This is a genomic window from Vibrio sp. S457-15 (assembly GCF_000960545.1).
Lineage (GTDB): Bacteria > Pseudomonadota > Gammaproteobacteria > Enterobacterales > Vibrionaceae > Vibrio > Vibrio parahaemolyticus.
The window spans coordinates 480,510-502,177 of record NZ_JYOQ01000177.1 but is presented as its reverse complement, the minus strand read 5'-3'; the positions used below and the strand labels follow the sequence as shown (position 1 = coordinate 502,177).

20 protein-coding genes are annotated in these 21,668 nt (G+C 44.8%); 5 read left to right on the top strand and 15 right to left on the bottom strand.

Annotated elements, in window-relative coordinates; all coding sequences use genetic code 11:
* Positions 1–15: 15 nt before the first annotated feature.
* The 6 genes from ispH to murJ all read right to left on the bottom strand — a co-directional run bounded on the left by ispH (position 16) and on the right by murJ (position 7,638).
* The gene (gene ispH, locus UF05_RS21930; RefSeq protein WP_005460282.1) at positions 16–981 is read right to left on the bottom strand and encodes a 4-hydroxy-3-methylbut-2-enyl diphosphate reductase; all 966 of its coding nucleotides are present in this window, start codon (positions 979–981) and stop codon (positions 16–18) included.
* 24 nt (positions 982–1,005) lie between these two features.
* The gene (gene fkpB / locus UF05_RS21925) at positions 1,006–1,437 is read right to left on the bottom strand and encodes an FKBP-type peptidyl-prolyl cis-trans isomerase (RefSeq protein ID WP_011105680.1); all 432 of its coding nucleotides are present in this window, start codon (positions 1,435–1,437) and stop codon (positions 1,006–1,008) included.
* Positions 1,438–1,593: 156 nt separating this feature from the next.
* Entirely contained in the window at positions 1,594–2,103 is a 510-nt protein-coding gene (gene lspA, locus UF05_RS21920) for a signal peptidase II (RefSeq protein WP_045544877.1), read from the bottom strand.
* A 73-nt stretch (positions 2,104–2,176) separates the two neighbouring features.
* A complete protein-coding gene (ileS, locus tag UF05_RS21915; RefSeq protein WP_005488293.1) occupies positions 2,177–5,005 on the bottom strand; it encodes an isoleucine--tRNA ligase in 2,829 nt (942 codons plus the stop codon).
* Positions 5,006–5,069: 64 nt separating this feature from the next.
* A complete protein-coding gene (ribF, locus tag UF05_RS21910) occupies positions 5,070–6,005 on the bottom strand; it encodes a bifunctional riboflavin kinase/FAD synthetase (RefSeq protein WP_005477935.1) in 936 nt (311 codons plus the stop codon).
* Positions 6,006–6,075: 70 nt separating this feature from the next.
* Positions 6,076–7,638, bottom strand: a complete 1,563-nt coding sequence (murJ, locus tag UF05_RS21905; RefSeq protein WP_045544876.1) for a murein biosynthesis integral membrane protein MurJ — start codon at positions 7,636–7,638, stop codon at positions 6,076–6,078.
* 294 nt (positions 7,639–7,932) lie between these two features.
* Here murJ and rpsT point away from each other — a divergent pair, with 294 nt between their 5' ends.
* On the top strand, positions 7,933–8,193 hold the full coding sequence (gene rpsT / locus UF05_RS21900; protein ID WP_005381938.1) for a 30S ribosomal protein S20: 261 nt from the start codon (positions 7,933–7,935) through the stop codon (positions 8,191–8,193).
* Positions 8,194–8,391: 198 nt separating this feature from the next.
* Here rpsT and UF05_RS21895 read toward each other — a convergent pair whose 3' ends face one another.
* Positions 8,392–8,688 (bottom strand): ArsR/SmtB family transcription factor, encoded by a 297-nt coding sequence (locus tag UF05_RS21895; RefSeq protein ID WP_005461077.1) that lies wholly within the window; start codon positions 8,686–8,688, stop codon positions 8,392–8,394.
* Between the two features lie 292 nt (positions 8,689–8,980).
* Positions 8,981–9,871 carry a transcriptional activator NhaR gene (nhaR, locus tag UF05_RS21890; RefSeq protein WP_005457134.1) on the bottom strand — a complete coding sequence of 297 codons (891 nt, stop codon included), beginning with the start codon at positions 9,869–9,871 and terminating at the stop codon, positions 8,981–8,983.
* Positions 9,872–10,255: 384 nt separating this feature from the next.
* Between nhaR and UF05_RS21885 the strand changes: the two genes are divergently transcribed.
* Positions 10,256–11,404, top strand: coding sequence for a Na/Pi symporter (locus UF05_RS21885; RefSeq protein WP_005497177.1), 1,149 nt, complete (start codon positions 10,256–10,258; stop codon positions 11,402–11,404).
* Between the two features lie 307 nt (positions 11,405–11,711).
* Entirely contained in the window at positions 11,712–12,854 is a 1,143-nt protein-coding gene (locus UF05_RS21880; RefSeq protein WP_045544875.1) for a flavohemoglobin expression-modulating QEGLA motif protein, read from the top strand.
* Between the two features lie 72 nt (positions 12,855–12,926).
* On the opposite strand, the gene UF05_RS21875 is transcribed toward UF05_RS21880, so the two are convergent.
* The 5 genes from UF05_RS21875 to rppH form a co-directional block, all read right to left on the bottom strand.
* A complete protein-coding gene (locus UF05_RS21875) occupies positions 12,927–13,778 on the bottom strand; it encodes a thymidylate synthase (protein WP_005481388.1) in 852 nt (283 codons plus the stop codon).
* A 9-nt stretch (positions 13,779–13,787) separates the two neighbouring features.
* Positions 13,788–14,609: a prolipoprotein diacylglyceryl transferase gene (gene lgt, locus UF05_RS21870; RefSeq protein ID WP_045544874.1), complete on the bottom strand. Its 822-nt coding sequence runs from the start codon at positions 14,607–14,609 to the stop codon at positions 13,788–13,790.
* 88 nt (positions 14,610–14,697) lie between these two features.
* Complete coding sequence (locus UF05_RS21865) at positions 14,698–15,489, bottom strand: sulfite exporter TauE/SafE family protein (protein WP_005481395.1); 792 nt, start codon at positions 15,487–15,489, stop codon at positions 14,698–14,700.
* Positions 15,490–15,495: 6 nt separating this feature from the next.
* A complete protein-coding gene (gene ptsP, locus UF05_RS21860) occupies positions 15,496–17,742 on the bottom strand; it encodes a phosphoenolpyruvate--protein phosphotransferase (protein WP_025441313.1) in 2,247 nt (748 codons plus the stop codon).
* Between the two features lie 2 nt (positions 17,743–17,744).
* Positions 17,745–18,269 (bottom strand): RNA pyrophosphohydrolase, encoded by a 525-nt coding sequence (gene rppH / locus UF05_RS21855; protein ID WP_005457789.1) that lies wholly within the window; start codon positions 18,267–18,269, stop codon positions 17,745–17,747.
* A gap of 618 nt (positions 18,270–18,887) precedes the next feature.
* Between rppH and mutH the strand changes: the two genes are divergently transcribed.
* Positions 18,888–19,568 (top strand): DNA mismatch repair endonuclease MutH, encoded by a 681-nt coding sequence (mutH, locus tag UF05_RS21850; RefSeq protein ID WP_021450221.1) that lies wholly within the window; start codon positions 18,888–18,890, stop codon positions 19,566–19,568.
* Between the two features lie 14 nt (positions 19,569–19,582).
* Here the strand turns inward: mutH and UF05_RS21845 are convergent, their stop codons facing one another.
* Complete coding sequence (locus tag UF05_RS21845) at positions 19,583–19,894, bottom strand: DUF6482 family protein (protein ID WP_005481791.1); 312 nt, start codon at positions 19,892–19,894, stop codon at positions 19,583–19,585.
* A gap of 156 nt (positions 19,895–20,050) precedes the next feature.
* On the opposite strand from UF05_RS21845, the gene UF05_RS21840 reads away from it, so the two are divergent.
* Positions 20,051–21,085 (top strand): NADP(H)-dependent aldo-keto reductase, encoded by a 1,035-nt coding sequence (locus UF05_RS21840; protein WP_045544873.1) that lies wholly within the window; start codon positions 20,051–20,053, stop codon positions 21,083–21,085.
* Between the two features lie 133 nt (positions 21,086–21,218).
* Here the strand turns inward: UF05_RS21840 and UF05_RS21835 are convergent, their stop codons facing one another.
* A complete protein-coding gene (locus tag UF05_RS21835; protein WP_005459410.1) occupies positions 21,219–21,470 on the bottom strand; it encodes a hypothetical protein in 252 nt (83 codons plus the stop codon).
* Positions 21,471–21,668 lie beyond the last annotated feature (198 nt).

Here is a 21,668-nt window from a genome sequence, read left to right as displayed (position 1 = left end):
TTCGATAAATGGATATCAGTCCACTTGCTTGATTTGCAGCTCTTTTGGTACTTCGAAGAACATGTTTTCTTCTCGACCTAAGACTTCATCGACTGAACGTGCACCCACTAGCTCTTTGATACGCTCAAGAATCTGATTCACCAACTCTTCTGGCGCAGAAGCACCCGCTGTCACACCTACTTTTGTCTTGCCTTCAAACCACTCTGGCTTGATATCTTCAGGACAATCAGTCAAGTAACCAGGCGTGCCAAGTTTCTCAGCCAACTCTTTAAGACGAGTAGAGTTTGAAGAATTCTTAGAACCCACAACCACCATTACATCCACATCACCAGCCAGCTCTCGCACGGCATCTTGGCGGTTTTGTGTTGCGTAACAAATATCGTCTTTACGTGGACCTTGGATGTCAGGAAATACGCGGCGTAGCTCTTCAATCACATCAGCGGTTTCATCGACAGACAATGTGGTTTGGCTTACATAGTGCAGATCCGATGGATCTTTCACGATCGCTTTTAGTTTCTCAACGTCCGCAGGAGTTTCCACTAAGTACATGCCGCCAGTTTCGCTTGAGTACTGACCCATGGTACCTTCGACTTCTGGGTGACCAGCATGACCAATCAGAACCACTTCCATATTGCGGCGGCTTGCACGCGCAACTTCCATATGAACTTTCGTTACCAATGGGCAGGTTGCATCAAATACCGTCAGATCACGCTGTTTTGCTTCTTGGCGAACCGCTTGCGATACACCATGAGCAGAGAAAATCACGATGTTGTTGTCAGGCACTTCATGTAGCTCTTCAACGAAGATAGCGCCTCGTTGCTTTAGCCCCTCAACCACAAAACGGTTATGTACCACTTCATGGCGAACATAAATCGGTGGCTGATACAGCTCTAGCGCACGCTCTACGATGCTAATCGCACGGTCAACACCAGCACAAAAACCGCGTGGGTTAGCTAATAGGATTTTCATTTCATTGCTCATGGAAATTATCTTTTATTGGGTTGGCTATTCTACTGACAAAATTTCGACTTCGAAAGTCACGTCTTGTCCCGCTAGAGGGTGATTAAAGTCTACCGTTACCGAATCGCCAGCAATCTCAGTAATGATGCCCGGAATTTCCATACCATCAGGGCCACTGAAAGCCATGATAGTACCGACTTCAACTTCCGCTTCACCAACAAATTTGGTGCGATCCATATGATGAATATGGTCTGGATTAGGCATACCAAAAGCATCTTGCGCTTTGAGTTCAATCGCTTTGTTCTCACCAGATTGGAGCCCCACCAAGCACTGCTCGAAGTTCTCACTCAGGCTGCCGTCACCCATCACAAATTTCGCTGGTTTGCCCATATTATGAGTGCTGTCTGCCACCGAACCATCTTTCATTTTGATCGTAAAGTGCAGGGTTACTACCGAATCATTCGTTATTGTTGTCACGTTACTGCTTCCTTGTTCTTGGGTCATTACGTCTATCCGCTTTGTCTTTTTATACACTGATGTGCGGATTTGCGCTCCAACATAATAAAAAGCGTCGTACGAATCAACGGACGACGCTTAGGGTTATTCGACTTTTCCAATATACATGGCCACGATTTAGGCTTTTGCTGTGTCTTTCTTGCGAAAGCCGTCTAGGATAATCATCGCCGCACCAAGACAAATCGCCATATCAGCAAGGTTAAATGCCGGCCAGTGATAATTGCCCCAGTAGAAGTCTAAGTAATCGACCACAAAACCATGGATCACGCGGTCAAATACGTTGCCAACTGCACCGCCAATAATCATGGCGTAAGCAATGTTGTTCCACTTTTCTTTTGCAGGAAGCTTACTCATCCAATAGGTCAAAAGACCTGTGACTATAAATGCGATACCGGTAAACAACCAACGTTGCCAACCCGCTTGATCGCTCAAAAAGCTGAAAGCTGCGCCATAGTTATGAACATAGAGAAGGTTGAAGAAAGGCAAAATTTCAATTCGGTTTGCCCAACCATATCCCATGTTGTTCATGACAACGTATTTAATACCTATATCGGCAAAAAAAATCACAATCGCTAGCCACAGCCAACGTACACCTGATTGCTTTAACGTCAGTGCTTTTTCACTCATTACTTTACCTACAAACAGCCCCAGTAAATACTGGGGCTGTTAATTTTAAAAAAAGTTCAGTCGTTCTAGGCAATTACGCGAATTTACGTACTTCACCTTCGCCATCAACGTTAGATACACAGCGACCACAAATCTTCTCGTGACCCGCAATTGTGCCTACGTCTGGCGTGTGGTGCCAACAACGATCACACTTCTCAGCTTCTGTCGCTTTCACTTCAACAAACAGACCTTCGATGTCTGTTGCTTGTGCCGCGTCAGATTTCTCGCTTAAAGGCTTAACTGCTGCTGCAGACGTCAGTAGCACGAAGCGTAACTCGTCTTCTAGCTTGTTGATTTTCGCCGCTAGTGCGTCATCAGCAAATAGAGTTAGCTCAGCTTGTAGTGCACCACCGATGGTTTTCTCTGCACGCGCCGCTTCAAGAAGTTTGTTCACCGCACCACGAACTTTCTGAATTTCAGTCCAGAATTCGTTGTTCAGCTCTTCACCTTCCGCTAGACCAAATAGACCATCGAACCACTCACCTGTGAACACGAATTTTTCGCGCTCGCCAGGCATCTCGTTCCAGATCTCATCTGCGGTGAATGACATGATTGGCGCCATCCAACGAACTAGTGCTTCTACGATGTAGTAAAGTGCAGTCTGACAGCTACGTTGAGCGTGGCCGCCCTGCTTCGCTGTGTACTGACGGTCTTTGATTACGTCTAGGTAGAATGAGCCCATCTCGATAGAACAGAACTGCATTAGACGCTGAGTTACGGCGTGGATGTTGTATTCATCGTACGCTTTGATGATCTCTTCTTGCGCAGCAAGTGCACGACCAACAGCCCAACGGTCTAGCGCCACCATTTCTTCAGCAGGAACGATGTCTGTTGCTGGGTTGAAGCCATTTAGGTTCGCTAGGAAGAAACGCGCTGTGTTACGGATACGACGATACGCATCTGCAGAGCGTTTTAGGATTTCATCAGAAACCGCAACTTCACCAGTGTAGTCTGTAGAAGCAACCCATAGACGCAAAATGTCTGCACCGAGTTTGTTCGTTACGTCTTTTGGCGCAACCACGTTACCGATAGATTTAGACATCTTACGGCCGTGACCATCAACCACGAAGCCGTGCGTCAGAACTTGTTTGTATGGCGCTACACCTTTCATCGCAATTGATGAAATTAGAGAAGACTGGAACCAACCACGGTGTTGGTCAGAACCTTCAAGGTATAGGTCGGCACTGTTACCGTTGTACTCTTCACGAGCATCAACAACTGAGAAGTGCGTAACACCTGAATCGAACCATACGTCTAGCGTATCGAGTACTTTTTCGTACTGCTCTGCTTCGTCGCCTAGTAGTTCAGCTGCGTCTACATCCCACCATGCTTGGATGCCTTTTTCTTCAACAAGCTTCGCTACTTTTTCAATTAGCTCTAACGTGTTTGGATGAAGTTCTGCTGTTTCTTTATGAACAAACAGAGCGATTGGAACACCCCAAGTACGTTGACGAGAGATACACCACTCAGGACGACCTTCGATCATACCTTCGATACGGCTTTGACCCCACTCAGGCATCCACTGAACACCTTTGATTGACTCTAGTGCTTTTGCACGTAGGCCAGCTTGGTCCATTGATACGAACCATTGCGGTGTTGCGCGGAAGATGATTGGAGTCTTATGACGCCAACAGTGCGGGTAGCTATGCTCGTAAGCGTGATGATGTAGTAGCGCACCTTTTTCTTTTAGCGTTTCTACTACAGCGTCATTCGCTTTGAATACGTGCTGGCCAGCAAAAAGCTCAGTGTCTGGTAGGTAAACACCGTTTGAGCCCACTGGGTTTGCCACTTCTAGGTTGTACTTTTGACCAACCGCAAAGTCTTCCTGACCATGGCCAGGTGCCGTGTGAACAACACCAGTACCTGAGTCAGTCGTCACGTGATCACCAAGGATCGCCGGAACTGTGAAATCGTAGAATGGGTGTTGGAACTGAGAAAGCTCTAAATCCGCACCTTTCGCAAAACCAAGGTTATGGAAGTGCTCGATACCCGCGCGATCCATCACATCTTTTGCCAATTCAGCAGCAACGATAATACGCTCAGGGTTGTCACCCTCAACTTGGATTAGCACGTACTCAAGATCATCACGTAGACATACTGCGCGGTTTGCCGGCAGAGTCCAAGGAGTGGTTGTCCAGATAACGATTGAAACGTCACCCTTACCTTCGTGACCTTCAGTCAATTCAAATTTAGATAGCAGCGCAGCTTCGTCCGCTGTTTTAAAACGTACGTCGATAGATGGCGATACTTTATCTTTGTATTCTACTTCTGCTTCTGCAAGTGCAGAACCACAATCCGTACACCAGTGAACAGGTTTGAAACCTTTTAATAGGTGACCATTACTTGCGATTTTACCAAGCGCACGAATGATGTTCGCTTCAGTTGCGAAATCCATAGTGCGGTATGGCTTATCCCACTCACCCATGATGCCAAGACGCTTGAAGCTTTCTTTCTGACCTTCAACCTGACCTGCTGCGTATTCGCGACATTTTTCGCGGAATTCCGCTGCCGTTACTTTTTGGCCTGGTTTGCCTACTTTCTTTTCTACCATCAATTCGATTGGCAGACCGTGGCAGTCCCAGCCTGGGATGTAAGGTGCGTCAAAACCTGAAAGTGTTTTGGATTTAATAATAATGTCTTTAAGAATCTTGTTTAGTGCGTGACCAATGTGAATGTCACCATTTGCGTAAGGAGGGCCATCGTGCAATACGAATGACTTTTTGCCTTTTTTAGCTTTACGGATTTCACCGTAAAGATCTTCTTTGTACCAACGCTCAAGCATTTCTGGCTCACGATTAGCCAGGTTGCCGCGCATTGGAAACCCTGTTTCAGGTAAGTTCAGGGTATCTTTATACTCACTCATCGATTCTTAATTCCGTTATATTGGGCGAAAATTAGACATTATGTCGAACGGTGGAATAAACCGTTCAACTCTTAAGCTGACGCAGCCACACCCTTGCTGCTTCAGCATCCAATTCGATTTGTTGTTTAAGTGCTTCAAACGACTCAAACTTTTGCTCATCTCGAAGTTTGTGCAAAAGTTCCACTTCTAGTTGCTTGCCATATAAATTGGCATGAAAGTCAAATAAGTGTACTTCTAACTGTTGGCGAACGCCATTTACTGTAGGTCGTTGGCCAATATTAGCCACGCCACCGACTGGCTTATCACCCAAGCCTAGCGCTTGAACAACATAGACTCCGGAAACCGGAGAAACACAACGTTTCAGTGGAATATTGGCCGTCGGGAATCCAATGGTTCTTCCTAACTTTCTTCCGTGTGAAACGCGACCGCTGATGCTGTAATCTCTTCCCAGCATCTCTTGTGCGGCATGCAAATCGTCACGAGCTAGTGCTTCCCGAATCGCGGTGCTACTCACTCGTAACTGTTGTAAACAAAAGCTTTGGGTACTGACGACTTCAAAGCCGTATTTTTCCCCAGCTTCCTGCAACATAGCAAAGTTACCTAAACGGCCTTTGCCAAAGCAGAAATCATCACCAACGACAAGAAACTTAACACCCAAACGCTCGACCAACAAGTCGCGGATAAACTCTTCCGCTGTCAGGCTGGCAAAATGGCGATTAAAGTTGACGCAAAGCAAACGATCGATGTCGAGCTTGCTTAATTGAACGAACTTGTCGCGCAGTCGCGTCAACCTTGCGGGCGCTTTGTCTTTGGCAAACAGCTCCATTGGCTGAGGTTCAAAGGTCATCACAACCGACGGTAACGAAAGTTTCTCCGCTTGCTCAGACACTTGCTGCAATACTTGTTGATGGCCTTTGTGTACGCCATCGAAATTGCCGATCGTCAACACACAACCATAATGGTGTGGTGCGATATTATGAATGCCTCTAATCAGTTCCATTGGATACTGCGTTCTGCCTCTGTTTTTACTTTGCACTGTGTGAAACTGACGGATTATATACTAATCAACCTCAATCTGTCCCAGCTTTTAGGTCTTTTAAACGTACGCCTGTCAAAAATAGAACCGCCAGGTAAACTGCGGCGCCTAGACCAATTAACATTCCTAACATGCCGCTACGGTGAGCAAAGCTCCACTCTAGCCAAACCGACATGTCTTCCAATTGCCATAAGATCGCAGCAACCATCGCAGCACCAGCAATAACCAAACGTATAATAAAGAAGACGGTACGCTTAGTGATTTGATAGACACCTGCAATGTGCAGACCTCGGTACAACAGCGCCATGTTGACGAACGCTGACAATGCCGTAGCAATAGCCAAGCCGACGTAACCGTAGAAATAGGCAAAAATTGCGTTGAACACCATGTTAGTCACCATCGCGATGATGCCGTATTTCACTGGCGTTTTTGTGTCTTGACGTGAGTAATAGCCTGGCGCCAACACTTTAATTAACATGAAATTCAATAGGCCAGATGCGTAAGCGAGCAACGACAGAGACGCTTGGTGCACATCTTGTGGAGAGAACTCACCGCGCATAAATAGCACCATCAACATCGGCTTCGCCAACGCCATCAAACCCAACATCGCCGGAATCCCGAGCAGCGTTACCATGCGAACGCCCCAATCCATGGTATGTGCAAAACCTTCGCTCTGCGAGTCCACATGTTTACGAGACAGCGCAGGCAAAATCACCGTCGCAATCGCAATACCAAACAGCCCCAGCGGGAACTCCAACAAACGATCGGAATAATACAACCAACTGATTGAGCCAGTTTGTAGAAAGCTGGCAATAAAAGTATCAAATAGCAGGTTGATTTGACTGACAGAGACGCCAAACAAAGCGGGAATCATCAACGTGCGGATTTTTACCACCCCAGGATCGCGCCACCCCCACTTAGGCTTAACCATCACGCCCGCTTTAATAAGGAAAGGAATTTGGAATAAGAACTGAACCAAACCACCTAAAAACACACCGATAGCCAGACCGATTTCCAGTTGAGACATCTGTGGCGAGATAAACCAAGCCGCCAGAATGATCATGACATTCAAAAAGACCGGAGTGAATGAGGAGACGGCAAACTTGCCGAGTGTGTTAAGAATGGCTCCGGAAAGCGCAACAAAGGTGATGAACCATAAATAAGGGAAGGTAATTTTGAGCATCAGACTGGCTAGCTCAAATTTCTCTGCGGCAGGCCCACCATGCATCCAATCTAAAAACCAGCCAAAACCAAACAGCGCGGTTACCACACCAGAGCCCAGCACGCCCAGCACGGTAACAATAGAGACAATAACCCCTAACGTACCGGCAGCACGAGCAATCAACTCGCGTGTTTTGTCCATATCACCTTGAGCGTGATTCTCCGTTAAAACAGGGACAAACGCTTGAGAAAAAGCCCCTTCAGCAAACAAACGTCGTAAGAAATTCGGAATTTTGTTGGCGAAGAAAAAGACGTCAGCGCTTGCTCCTGCCCCCATTAAATTTGCCACTACAACATCGCGAACTAAACCCAGAACACGGGAAATTAATGTCATAGCACTGACGATCATGCCTGACTTGAGTAGTCGTTTACTCACTGTAACCTCGGAATATCACTATAAGACAGCCAACCCTATACTGTTAAGCTCGTGGAGGCTCTAAATAGACGTCAAAAATATATCCGTTTATTGTTAGTTCTAAGCGGATAATTATTAGCATTGGTATAAAAATGCTGTTAGAATCCCCGCCATCTTAACCGCGATAACCTTTCATACCAAAATTTGTTTTGGTTTAGATGGGTTTTTGCACAAATCATTTGACATTTAGGCGCAAATGAGGGATATTCCTCGCCCTTAAATTGTCACAGAACTAAGTTTTTGGGAGTTAGACCCTTGGCAAATAGTAAATCTGCTAAGAAGCGCGCTATCCAAGCTGAGAAACGTCGTCAGCACAATGCTAGCCGTCGCTCAATGATGCGTACTTACATGAAGAAAACTGTTGCTGCTATCGAAGCAGGCGACAAAGAAGCTGCAACTGCTGCATTCGCTGTAGTTACACCTATCCTAGACCGCATGGCAACTAAAGGCCTTATTCACAAGAATAAAGCAGCTCGCCATAAGTCTCGTTTCGCTGCACAAATCAAAGCTCTTTAATAGACACTTGATTTTACAGTGAAGAAAAAACCGGCTTTATGTCGGTTTTTTTATATATAAAATTCGTCAAATCACGAATCCAAGATAAGAAAAAAGCTGGCACTGCCAGCTTTTGTTATTTAGAACGACTCAAATCTGCCAGTTACCTACCGTTGCCTAAACAACACAGATAACCCTAACGCATTTCAGTCTGTGCGATCAGTTTGCGCAATAAAGACCGTGAAGGGTTTGAATCAATGTCTTCACCTCATCACTTTTTAACGTGTAATACACCGTTTGCGCTTCTTTTCTCGTCGCGACCAATTCGTCACGACGAAGCCAAGCTAAATGTTGCGATAACGCCGACTGGCTTAATTCCAGTTTGGTACACAGCTCCCCAACGGACAACTCTTGGTTATGCAGCATACAAAGAATTTGTAGGCGTCTTTCGTTTGCCATCGCTTTGAGCAACACGACGGCTTTTGCGGAGTTTTTCTCCATTTCTTGTAGATTCATGTGTTGGACCTCTAGCTACAACTTACTTATTCCAACCCTGGCCAGCTTGTTGTGTTGCACTGATTTAATATCTCTAAGGACATCAAGATTCTTCTCCAGAGTCTTCTTTATTAGAACCTCTAAATTTGGCTTTAAAGCGATATATCAATTTAACCCACCAGCAGTGTTTACTGGGGCTTTATCGACGAGAAATAATTTTGCTCACTAAACCAAGTATCTTGAATTACTTAGGTATCATTTAGATTTATATTTTTATCGATAGTAATCTATTTATTTGAGCAACGATACGGGTTTACTCAAACATTTGACTGAAATCAGCATCACATACGTTTTTTACCGCAGGATGCTGAATCATTCGCTCGGCGAAAATAACGTAATACTCTTCTTTCAAATCCTCAACATGACCGATCAACTGTAGGCTGCGGTCATCTTCGATTTCTGACATGTAAACCGTCGGCGCCAAAAAGATCACATCATCACGGTATCTCGCAAAGGCTTTCATCAACGCGACGTCATCAAACTCTCCCAAGACATCAGGTTGTAATCCTTGGCGATCAAACCATTGAATGACTTTTCGCCCCATCGCCGTTCGACTTGCTGGGATCAACAGCTTTTTCTTTTCCAAAATTTCAGGGAACTTCACGTCTGGAATGTCAGAAGATGCAAAGAAACTCATGCTACTCTCGCCAAGCTTCTTACTATAAAGGCCTGGGCTTTGCGTCGAGTCCACCGGGCAATCAGAAAGAATCATATCCAACTTGTGCTGCGATAGCCGTTCTAATAACAGTTCGTGCGTCGACTCGTAACAACGTAAGTGGATACTGTTGTCTTCAGGCACGGTTGTCATCAGCACTTTACTAACTAGCCGTTTTGACAGCGCATCGGCGACACCAACTTCAAACAAAATATTGGAGTGCTGACTGTAGTTCACAATATCAAGCATCTCATAGCTTAAACCAAACATACGATCCGCATATTTGAAGACCAATTGTCCGAGTTCTGTTGGTTCGACAGTACGGCCGTTTCGCTTGGTTAGCTTACCTTTCATCCGCTCTTCAAGCGCTTTAATTTGCCCGGTCACCGTTTGAGGAGTGAGAAAAAGCGCATCCGCGGCCTTGGTAACAGAGCCTTGCTTGCACACCATCCAGAAGTAATAAAGATGGTTGTAATTTAGATGTGACATCGGCCAATTCCAGAAAAGAAGGTGATGCTTTTTATACCAAATGTGACAGAGACAGACAAGATATTCGGCAAAACCATCACTTTAACCAACTAAAATTAAGTTTTACCGAAAATACAATCTCACTACTGTCATAAAACTTGAAGTAAAACGCACTTTTTATCGAATTATCATCAAAAAAATCTCAGTTTATAAAACCAATAAAGCCTATATTTTTCAATAAATTAAAACAGGATAATCCGCTATTTTTTTTGAATTATTAAAAAGCACAATAAAAAGTGCCCACAGAAATCAATCTGTAATATTACTGAAATATTTGTTCTCTAACATCGCCCGAAGTTTCAACTTAAGACCGAAAAACGAACTTAAAGGTCAACGGAGAAAATTATGATGAACCAAGCTACTTCAACAGCAGCGCCAATCTCGAGCACGACTCGTTGGTTACGCTGGGCTAACTTGGCATTCATGCTGTATCTGCTTCTTCTAGCAGTATCTATGGTTGGTAGCGGTTTCAAATGGGCAACTGGCGACCAAGCAAAAGTATTGTTTGAGTTTGCATCTCACCCTATCGCTGGTCTTATGATCGGCCTAGTAGCAACAGCCCTAATCCAATCCTCAAGTACTGTAACTTCTATTATTGTGGGCTTAGTTGCAGGTGGTCTACCTGTAGAGACAGCGATTCCAATGGTAATGGGTGCCAATATTGGTACCACGGTGACCAATACTTTGGTTTCACTAGGTCACGTACGTTGTAAGGAAGAATTCAAGCGCGCATTTGCTAGTGCGACGATCCACGACTTCTTTAACCTTCTTGCTGTTCTGATCTTCCTTCCTTTGGAAATGATGTTCGGCATTCTAGAGAAAATTTCTCACTGGTTGGTTTCGCCACTATTGAACACTGGCGACATGAGCATGAAGGGTTTTGACTTCATCAAGCCAATCACTAAGCCTGTTGTTTCTGCTATCAAAGAACCGCTATCAACATTTGGTGACACCATGGGTGGCGTGGCTCTAATTGCTTTAGGTATCGCTACAATCTTCGTTGCTATCACAGTAATGGGTAAGCTAATGAAGAGCCTAATGGTTGGCCGTGCTCGCGATATTCTGAAGAATGCAATTGGTCGTGGTCCTATCCACGGTATCGTATCAGGCTCGATCGTGACGGTGTTGGTACAATCTTCATCAACAACAACAAGCTTGATGGTTCCACTTGTAGGTACTGGTGTTCTTAAAGTTCGTGACATTTACCCATTCACTCTAGGTGCGAACATCGGTACATGTATCACTGCGCTACTTGCAGCTACCGCAGTATCTGGTGAGTTTGCTGTGTTTGCTCTTCAGATTGCGCTAGTACACTTAACCTTTAATATTTTGGCGACACTGTTTATCTTTGGTATTCCGTTCTTACGTGAAATCCCAGTAAAAGGCGCTGAAATGATTTCAGAGCTTGCTATCAAGAACAAAGCCGTTGTGGGTGGCTACCTGATGTCTGTATTCATCATTCTGCCAGGCGCAATCCTTGCTCTGACAACCTGATAATACCAACCATCGCTTATTGTTTAAGGCTCCACGTTGTGGGGCCTTTTTTGTATCTGTAACCATGATGCAAAAATGAGAGCTGATGTAACTCCGATTGAGACTGAGAAATATTTGTTGTTCAAACCAAACACTCAATGATAATTTGGCTCCACCTCTTTCAATACAATCACCGTTAGCCAAAAGTACAGAGACGGTCATATACACAGTGGATAACGGCTCTTGCCTCCCATAGTTATCTTCGATGACTGACAGGTACTCTGCGCGTTGTTGAAAAAGGTCTTACCTTCACATGGAGTTGAACGACATGGCTCAGTTTAATGAACCAATTTCTAGCCAGCTATTAGCAATAGATGAAAACCTCACTCAGTTAGTCACTGATATTGATATTCTTAGCAGCGTAAACCCGCTTAATTACGCCCAAGAGCGAGAAAGGTTCATCAGTAATAAATACTCGCAAGAACCTAACTTTCAGTACCAGAAAGCGCCTCTTGACACTCATCAGTCAAAACGCCGTTTGTACGAATTGCCTTTGGAACACATCGAAGATACTCAGCTGCAAAAGCTTTATGAGGATGTCATTCAGTCTTACGCCGACAAACTTGATCAAGTCAACACCATAGGTACGCAAGAGTTCCTATACAACTCTCTGCGCTATTACGGTGAGCCAAGTGCGAAAGACATTGCTAACGCACATTTCATTTTGCATCTGCCGACAGAAGAAGAGAGCAAACCAGAGCATGATAGCCGCTCCATAGCTCATTTCATGCAAAGCTTCGCCGATAAAAATGGTTATGAATGTGAAATTCAAATCTTAGATGGCATGCTAGCAAACGCTTTGGTGTCAGGCTCTCGAGTGAAGATTAACAGCGCTGCGCACATCACAACTGACGAGCTTGAAGCACTCGCACACCACGAGATGGGCGTGCATTTGCTAACTACGCTTAATGGCCGTCAACAGCCACTTAAAGTGCTTAGTTTAGGTTGCCCTGCCAATACCAATACGCAGGAAGGGTTGGCAATTTTGTGTGAGTACCTCTCTGGACACTTCAGTATCAAACGTTTAAGAACCTTAGCTCTTCGCGTGCTAGCTGTAGAATCTATGATTAAAGAGCGCGATTTCCGCCACACCTTTATGTTGCTGAAGGAGCAGAACAAAGCGTCTGACGTTCAAGCCTTTACCATTACTTCGCGCGTATACCGCGGTGGTGGCTTAACTAAAGATTATTTGTACCTGAGAGGATTTAGAGAAGTGCTCAACGCGTACGATAAGCTAGGGGATGATTTTTCACTGCTGCTATGTGGTAAAACGGAATTAAAGTATTTCGATCTGATCCGTTCTCTCGTTAATAAAGGGATTTTCACACAACCGAAGTTCATTAGCCCTGCGTTATCGACTCCGAAGCAAACTAACCCGATTCATCGCTATATCGTTAGCGCATTGAAGTAACGAAACTCAAACGCATCGCAAAAGCAAAAAAGCTCCATTCGGAGCTTTTTGTAGTATCAAGAATCAGCGTGATTACACTGAGAATGGATAACGAATTGGATCGTGGTGTTCGTACCCTTCTACCCAAAAGTCATCCAGTGTCACCCAAGTTTCCAAATCTTCTAGAGATTTAATCTCCGGATTGATATGGAATGTTGGTGCTTGTAACGGTTCACGCTTCAACTGAACATCACGCATCAACTCAAGCTGATCTTCATAAATGTGCGCGTTAACGATTTTATGGAAGGCCTGACCTGGCTTCTTACCCGTAATTTGCGCCATGATTGCTAAGAACACATAAACTTGAACCATGTTGAAGTTCAATCCAAGCGGCACATCGCACGAACGCTGTGTACTGTTGAGATACAAAGTGTCATCCAGTAGCGAGAAGTGATGACTGTACATACAAGGTCGCAAGCACCCCATATGGAACTCGCCAGGGTTGTAGAAGTTCAAGATTTCACCACGGTCATCAACACCGCGAGTCAAATCATCCACAATCTTGCGTAGCTGGTCGATATGACCACCATCAGGCTTTGCCCATGCACGACCTTGAACGCCGTACACACGGCCCATGTCGTCTTCACCCTTACGGTATGGGTTATTCAACCAAGCGTCGTTTAGGTTGGCGTTCGCATCCCACGTTTTGGTGCCTAATTTACGGAAATCTTCAGCATTATCATAACCACGAATGTAGCCAAGTAGCTCAGCCACTGCTGCTTTCCAAAAACTTTTACGCGTCGTTACCAATGGGAATTGATTGTTCGCAACATCGTAGGTTAAATCCGCGTTGATTACCGTCAGGCAACGCTTACCTGTACGTTCATTTTCAACCCAAACACCTTGATCAACGATGCGTTGACACAAATCTAAATACTGTTTCACACCAATACCTTACTTCGTTTTAACTTGAGCTTTGTCTTGGTAAAGACCACGTTTGTAAGCCCAAACCATCATCAGAATACCCAACACGATCATTGGCGTTGATAGAATTTGTCCCATCGAAATATAACCACCAAATAGACCAAGCTGAGCATCCGGTTCGCGAACGAACTCGACTAAGAAGCGGAATGTACCATATCCAGCTAAAAATAGCCCTGATACCGAACCCAATGGGCGAGGCTTTTTGATGAACCAGTTCAAGATGAAAAACAGCACTACGCCTTCTAACAGCATTTCATACAGTTGTGAGGGGTGACGTGGTAAAGGCCCGCCATTTGGGAAAACGATAGCCCAAGGAACGTCTGTTACACGCCCCCAAAGCTCGCTGTTCATGAAGTTACCCATACGGCCCATACCCAAGCCAAATGGCACTAACGGCGCGACAAAGTCCGCTACACCAAAGAAAGTTCGACCGTTCTTGTGTGCATACCAGAACATCGCCGTAATCACACCCAACAAACCACCGTGGAACGACATACCGCCAGTCCAAACTTTGAAGAGATACAAAGGATCATCTAAAAACAGTTCAAAGTTATAGAAGATAACGTAACCGACGCGACCACCGATGACGACCCCTAAGAAGCCCGCGAAAAGTAGATCAGAGACTTGCTCTCGAGTCCAGCCGCTGCCTGATTTGTCAGCACGACGGTTCGCCAACCACAATGCAAACATGAAACCGACGAGGTACATCAAACCGTACCAACGAATTGAAACAGGACCAATAGAGACTAAAACCGGATCAATATTGGGAAATTGAAGGTATCCCTGAGACATAAATCATTCTCTTCTTATTTACAAATAAAACCAATATACCCAAGTCACCTCAAATGCTCGGTTCAGCGTGAATAACTTGGGAATAAACTTACAGCAGCATTGTTGCTGCAACAAACATTAAGAATATTGCGAATATTTTCTTTAATACCGCAGTAGGAAGATTGGTCGCGAGCTTCGCCCCCACTTTCGTAGTCAACATCGAAGTCATTGCAATCGCAAGTAACGCAGGAAGGTAAACATAACCAATACTGTACGCAGGTAAGCCTTCAACCTTATAGCCGTGCAAAATAAAGCCGATCATGCCAGAGATGGCGATGATGCAGCCACAAACTGACGATGAGCCGACCGCTTTACGCATTTCTACGCCGTGCTTGTTGAGAAAAGGCACCGATAAAGAACCGCCACCGATACCAGCTAAGCTCGAAACCACACCAATTCCCGTTCCGTACATCATAGTGACCGGACTACTCGGCATTGGCTTCTCACTTTTTACTTTAATGGATCGGAACATCTGCACAGCTAGACACAGTACAATGACACCAAATACTTTCGGCAAGTAATGAGTTGGGATCCATTCGGCAATGTTGGCACCAACAAAGCCGCCAATCACCACTCCGGGCATGAGCCACTTCACAACAAACATATCTACGTTGCCAAGTTTAAGATGGTTGAGAGCAGAAGAACCTGATGTGACGATGATGCTTGCCAGAGATGTCGCAAGCGCCATGTGCATGCTCATTTCTGGAGAAATGCCCGCCCAAGGCAGCAAAAATAACAACGCAGGTACGACGATTAATCCGCCCCCAATGCCGAGTAGCCCCGCCATCACACCAACAAAAGCGCCCAGCGCCAGCAATAACAAAAATAAAGAGACGGTCACGATTACCTACTTTTTCCCTGCACGAACGAAGCCTGCAAAACCTTGTTGGATAAAGAAATCATGCATCATTTGATGAATCTCCTCTCCGTACGATTTTGTCATCGCCTGTTCCGCTAGTTTTTCTAGTTCCTGTTGTTGGCTATGACGAATCAAATACTTCACCTTAGCCACGTTAGATGTGTTCATACTTAAGCTGGTGTATCCCAACCCAAGTAATAAGAGCGCACCAAATGGATCACCGGCTAATTCACCGCAGATGCACACTGGCACATGATATTTATCGCACACGTCATGAATCTGTTTGAGTGCTAACAGCACTGCCGGATGCATGGATTCATAGACATCAGCGACGCGGGAATTGTTCCGATCCACCGCCAGTAAATACTGAGTTAAGTCGTTAGTACCAACAGAGACAAAATCCACTCGATGCGCGATGGCAGGAAGCAGATATACCATCGATGGTACTTCGATCATCACCCCGACCTTTGGAGCCTGGATACGCTCATCAAGCAAGACAACTTCGCTGTAGGCTTGGTTGATCAGCGTCATCGCATCATCCAGCTCTTTAATACCAGATACCATGGGTAACAAGATACTTAAATTACCACTTTCAGCACTGGCTCTTAGCATCGCACGCAATTGAATCAAAAAGATATCAGGATGATCTAACGTAAAGCGAATCCCGCGCCAACCTAAAAACGGATTGTCCTCTTCGATTGGCAGGTATGGCAATGGTTTATCACCACCGATGTCCAGAGTACGCATCACCACGCGTTGGTTCGAGTAGCTGTTTAATATTGCTCGATATTGATGATACTGCTCATCTTCCGATGGAAAGTGATGTTGAAGTAAAAATGCAATTTCAGTTCGATATAAACCGACACCATCGACGCCCGTATTAATGGCAATGTTGCTATCGGCACTGAGACCCGCATTCAGCATCACTTCAATATGCTGGTTATCTAACGTTACGGCAGGTAACGCGAGATCTTTATTGACCATCGCGAAGAGCTCTGACTCTTCACTAACTAAACTGCGATACTCACGCAACAGCTGGCGGTTGGGCTCAAGAAAAATCTCGCCCGTATAGCCATCAACGATGCCTAATTTACCGTTAACCACATCCGTATTGATGTTAGCGCCCATAACGGCCGGCACACCCAATGCGCGCGAAAGAATTGCAGCGTGTGAGTTTGCGCCCCCTTCAAGCGAAACGACCGCTAATAAATGTTCTTTCGGCACCGATGCTAACAAAGTCGCAGTAAGCTCATTGGCCACTAAGATGATAGGACGATCGATGGCCGCATTCTCTTGCTCACTGTTGTGCAGAAAATACAGCAACCTTTGCCCCAACTCTCGGATATCTTGTGCTCGTTCACGCAAATAGACATCTGACATACGAGCAAAGCGGTTTGAATAAGTTTCGACTACCTGACGCAGCGCCCAATCCGCTCGATCGCCTTTTTCAATCTGTTTCTTAAGATCGCCTCGCAACATTGGATCATTGAGCAAGTGGGTAAACAAATCGAATATCGCTAACGCATCTTTATTGATTTCGCTGTCGAACTTTTTCCGCATCCGGCGGAAGTCATTCAGCGCACGCTCAATCGCCACTAGCAGCAGCTCTTGCTCTCGCTCTTTATCCAGCGTGGAAGACGGGAATACGTCCGACAAACTCGGCTGCGTGTTGTCAAACCAAAACTCTCCGATGGCGACACCTGTTGATGCAGGCAAGCCTTTAAGAACCGTCGGTTTTGAGGCTAATTGCCAATGACCTAAACTTTGCGCGTGAGCGATGATCACGGCTAACTGCGCAGATAAGGTCACTAAGAAAGATTCTTCCATCTCACTAAACAATCGTGGCGTCTTTTGCTGAATGACTAATACACCTAATACTTGTTTGCGATGGATGATTGGAGTGGCGAGGAAAGAGTGATAAACCTGTTCACCAAGCTGCGGGAAGAATTTAAATTCAGGGTGTTTTGAGGCTTCTGCGAGGTTAAGAGGCTCTGCGCTGCGTTTAACGAGACCAACTAAACCTTCATTGAAATTAATGTGGATGCTATCGCCTTCAAAAATAAGGCCTTGAGTTGCCATCAACTCAAGGCGCTGCATTTCTTCGTTGGCGAGATAGATAGTACAGCACTCAGTGCGAAGGGCGGCACAAGTCTCTTTTACCAATATATCGAGTGCCAGATGTACATCATCGACTCTGGAGACTTTCTCAACTATTTCCCTTAGCTGGCTGAGCATGACTATCCTCTACGTTGTTGCTTTTTTCTTTTCCCTTTCGCTTTTCTCTCTCGAAAAGGCATGGCTAAAGATGCAAACTCTTTCATCGCTCGACGATAAACATCACGCTTGAAAGAAACAACTTGCCTAACTGGATACCAATAGCTCACCCAGCGCCAACCATCAAATTCAGGGGATTTCCCGCGCTGCATATTGATGCGCGATTCATCGCATTCCAATCGCAGCAGAAACCATTTCTGTTTTTGGCCGATACAAACAGGCTTGGAGTCCCAACGCACCAATCGCTTTGGTAGTTTATATCTTAACCAATGACGACTTGTTGCAATGATCTTAACGTCTTTTTTCGTTAATCCGACTTCTTCATACAACTCCCTGAACATCGCCTGTTCAGGTGTTTCACCTTCGTCAATCCCACCTTGTGGAAATTGCCATGAGTGTTGCCCGTATCGTTTAGCCCAGAAGACCTGACCATGGTTATTACATATCACAATACCAACATTCAGTCGGTAACCATCGCCATCTATCACTGGCTAACCTCTATGAATAATTTTTTATTACCGTGATTTTTCCACATATCCCCATTACTAGCAAACTTACTGATGTGATATGAGCAAGATTTATTACCTTTTCACCGTTATTGGATATCTTTTAATCAAATTAAAGTTTATCAACACAAGAGTGAGACATTGCCCACATTTATTCACCTTTTCTGTGAATAACTTTGTGAAGAATTCCATATCAACTCCGATTTTCAATCAAAAACATTATTCTCTTACTCATCAATAAAAATAACGACCAATCATAACTCAATGATAAATATAAACTTAAAAACAAACCTGGTGATAAAACGATCTTGTCAATTCTGATGATCTTTTCACCAAACTCAGATCGGTCAAAGATCAACCGATCGGTTATTTATCCACACATTCATTCTCTAACTTCATGACATCTACATAAAATCAAGCCTAAAAACGTTTCAAAACCCCTGTTTATTCATCCAGCCCATCAGTAGATCCACTTATATGCACCTATATCTGTGGATAAGTTATGAATTGATCATTCTTAATCCATCTCGATGAAATCTTGGACAGTAGATTTTGTTGAAATTTGTTAGACTAGGATTTTTCCATTGTCATGCAGTTATTATGAAACCAGAACCACAATCAGAAGCGGAGTTAATGGAACGCGCTCACGATATTGCCGGACTCAGTTTTGCGGAATTAGCGGACGAAGCAGAGATGATCGTTCCAGAAAACCTCAAACGCGATAAAGGCTGGGTGGGACAATTGCTGGAATGGCATTTGGGCGCTCCTGCGGGTAGCAAACCTCAACAAGACTTTTCCAAACTTGGTATCGAGTTAAAGAGCATTCCAATTGGCTACAACGGACGACCGTTAGAAACTACATTTGTATGCGTTGCACCCTTAACTGGTGTTCAAGGACTGACATGGGAAACCAGCCATGTGCGCAATAAGCTCTCGCGCGTATTGTGGGTTCCTGTAGAAGGTGAACGAGAAATCCCCCTTGCCGAGCGTCGTGTAGGGACACCTCTTATTTGGTCGCCAGATAAAGAAGAAGAGCAGATCTTACGAAATGACTGGGAAGAACTGATGGAAATGATCGTCTTTGGCAAATTTGATCAAATTTCAGCCAGACATGGCGAAGCGCTTCACCTACGCCCAAAGGCCGCTAATGCCAAAGCACTAACTGAAGCCTATAGCTCCAACGGGAAACCAATGAAGACGCTACCACGAGGCTTTTACCTACGAACACAATTCACCGAACAGATCTTACTGAAGCACTATATCAATGTGCAATCTGAGTAACTCATCTGTTCACTCTAATGGGTAACCAACGATAATTCGATATCGCAGTAAGAGGCAGTACCCTCACTACCGCACTCATCGTAAGCGTTGTGTAACCGCAAATAAGCTTTGTCGATACCTAACCTGAGCAACTCTTCTTTCACCAAATCTAAGGAACCAAAATGAAGCGGTTCCTCTCCATCTTTAATCGGCTCGAGCTGGTGCTTATATTCCACAGCTAACAAATAGTCAGAGACATCGGAACACCCAATGACAAATACTTTGGGTAACGTATAGGTGTCTTTATGTTGACCATGTAACCACATGTCCAGTTGATGCTTCTGCATAGTGCACCTCCTTCACAAGATCTTTTTAGTGTAGTTGGGGGATGAATACCTTTCGAGCCACACTTGCGCTTATACGTAAATGATTTGCGATAGCGACCAAAAATCCCATATATTGATGGATAACCTATTCAGTTGGCTATTTTTCAAGGAAGTGAAATGCAATACACCAAACTACCGCACTCATCACTCGAGATCAGTAAAATCTGCCTCGGCACTATGACTTTTGGTGAGCAGAATACCGAACAGGAAGCTTTTGAGCAGCTCGACTTTGCTGTCGATCATGGGGTGAACTTCATTGATACCGCAGAGATGTACCCTGTTCCGCCAAAAGCAGAAACACAAGGCCTAACAGAACAATACATCGGCAACTGGCTGACAAAATCCGGCAGGCGAGAAAAAGTCGTTCTAGCGACAAAAGTGGCAGGGCCGCGCAATGTGCCTCACATCCGTGAAAACATGAGTTTAAATCGTCGCAATATCCATGATGCCATCGACTCTAGCCTTCAACGACTCCAAACCGATTACGTAGATTTGTACCAACTTCACTGGCCACAGCGTCAAACTAACTGCTTTGGCCAACTCAACTACCCTTACCCAGACAAGCAAGAAGAAGTGACGTTAATTGAAACCCTAGAAGCATTAACTGAACTGGTTAAGATGGGTAAAGTGCGTTACATCGGCGTATCTAACGAAACACCTTGGGGGGTGATGTCTTTGCTTCGTTTAGCTGAGAAGCATGATTTACCGCGTATCGTTTCAATTCAAAACCCATACAATCTACTCAACCGCAGCTTCGAAGTGGGTTTGTCTGAAATCAGCCATTATGAAGGTGTCCAACTGTTAGCGTATTCACCTCTGGCGTTTGGTTGTTTGAGTGGTAAATACTTAAATGGCGCAAAACCAGAAGGTGCACGCTGTACTAAGTGGGAGCGTTTCGCTCGTTACTTCACACATCAAGGCGTCAAAGCGACAGAAGCATACGTGAACTTGGCACGTGAGCATGGCCTAGATCCTGCGCAAATGGCATTGGCGTTCGTCAATCAACGTCCATTTGTCGCTTCCAATATCATCGGTGCGACCAACCTTGATCAACTTAAAGCTAACATTGACAGCATCGATATCAAGATTAGTGATGAGCTGTTAACAGACATTCAAGCGATCGGTACTACCTACTCTAACCCATGTCCATAAAAGCAAACAGGCTGACCATATAGGTCAGCCTGTTAATAGCACTTAGAACAAATCTATTTCGATATGCGTTTACAGCGTGTTGAGCTTTTAGGGTTAACTAAAGCGTAATGTTGGAAGCTCAACACGCTATAGATTACGTCGGTATTCGCGCAGTTAGCACTCGACGAAGATGACGAACTCGACGTTCAACTTTAACCGCTTCAGGCACGCTGGTTTGAGTAACTCGCCCTTCACGATCTAAACCAATATCCCTTAATAAATGAACATTGGTCCATGGAACATCATGAGAACTGCGGCGCACGGTACGTTGCCATTCTCTCTCTTCACGTTTTAAATCCGCTTTAATAAGCAAAGTCGCCAATGTTAAGTAAATTGAGTGACGCATAATTTTTCTCCAATTAAACGATAAATGATCGACTGGGAAAAATAGTACGCAGAGACACAGAGAGATCTGTTGAGACTAAGCCGCTACTTTTCCGCAGCCTAGTAAACATAAATTAGGTTACGGATTAATTTTTATCTTGTGAGCCAGTGGTATCGTTAATATCCGATTTAAAAGCTATCGGAGATTTAGACATACGAT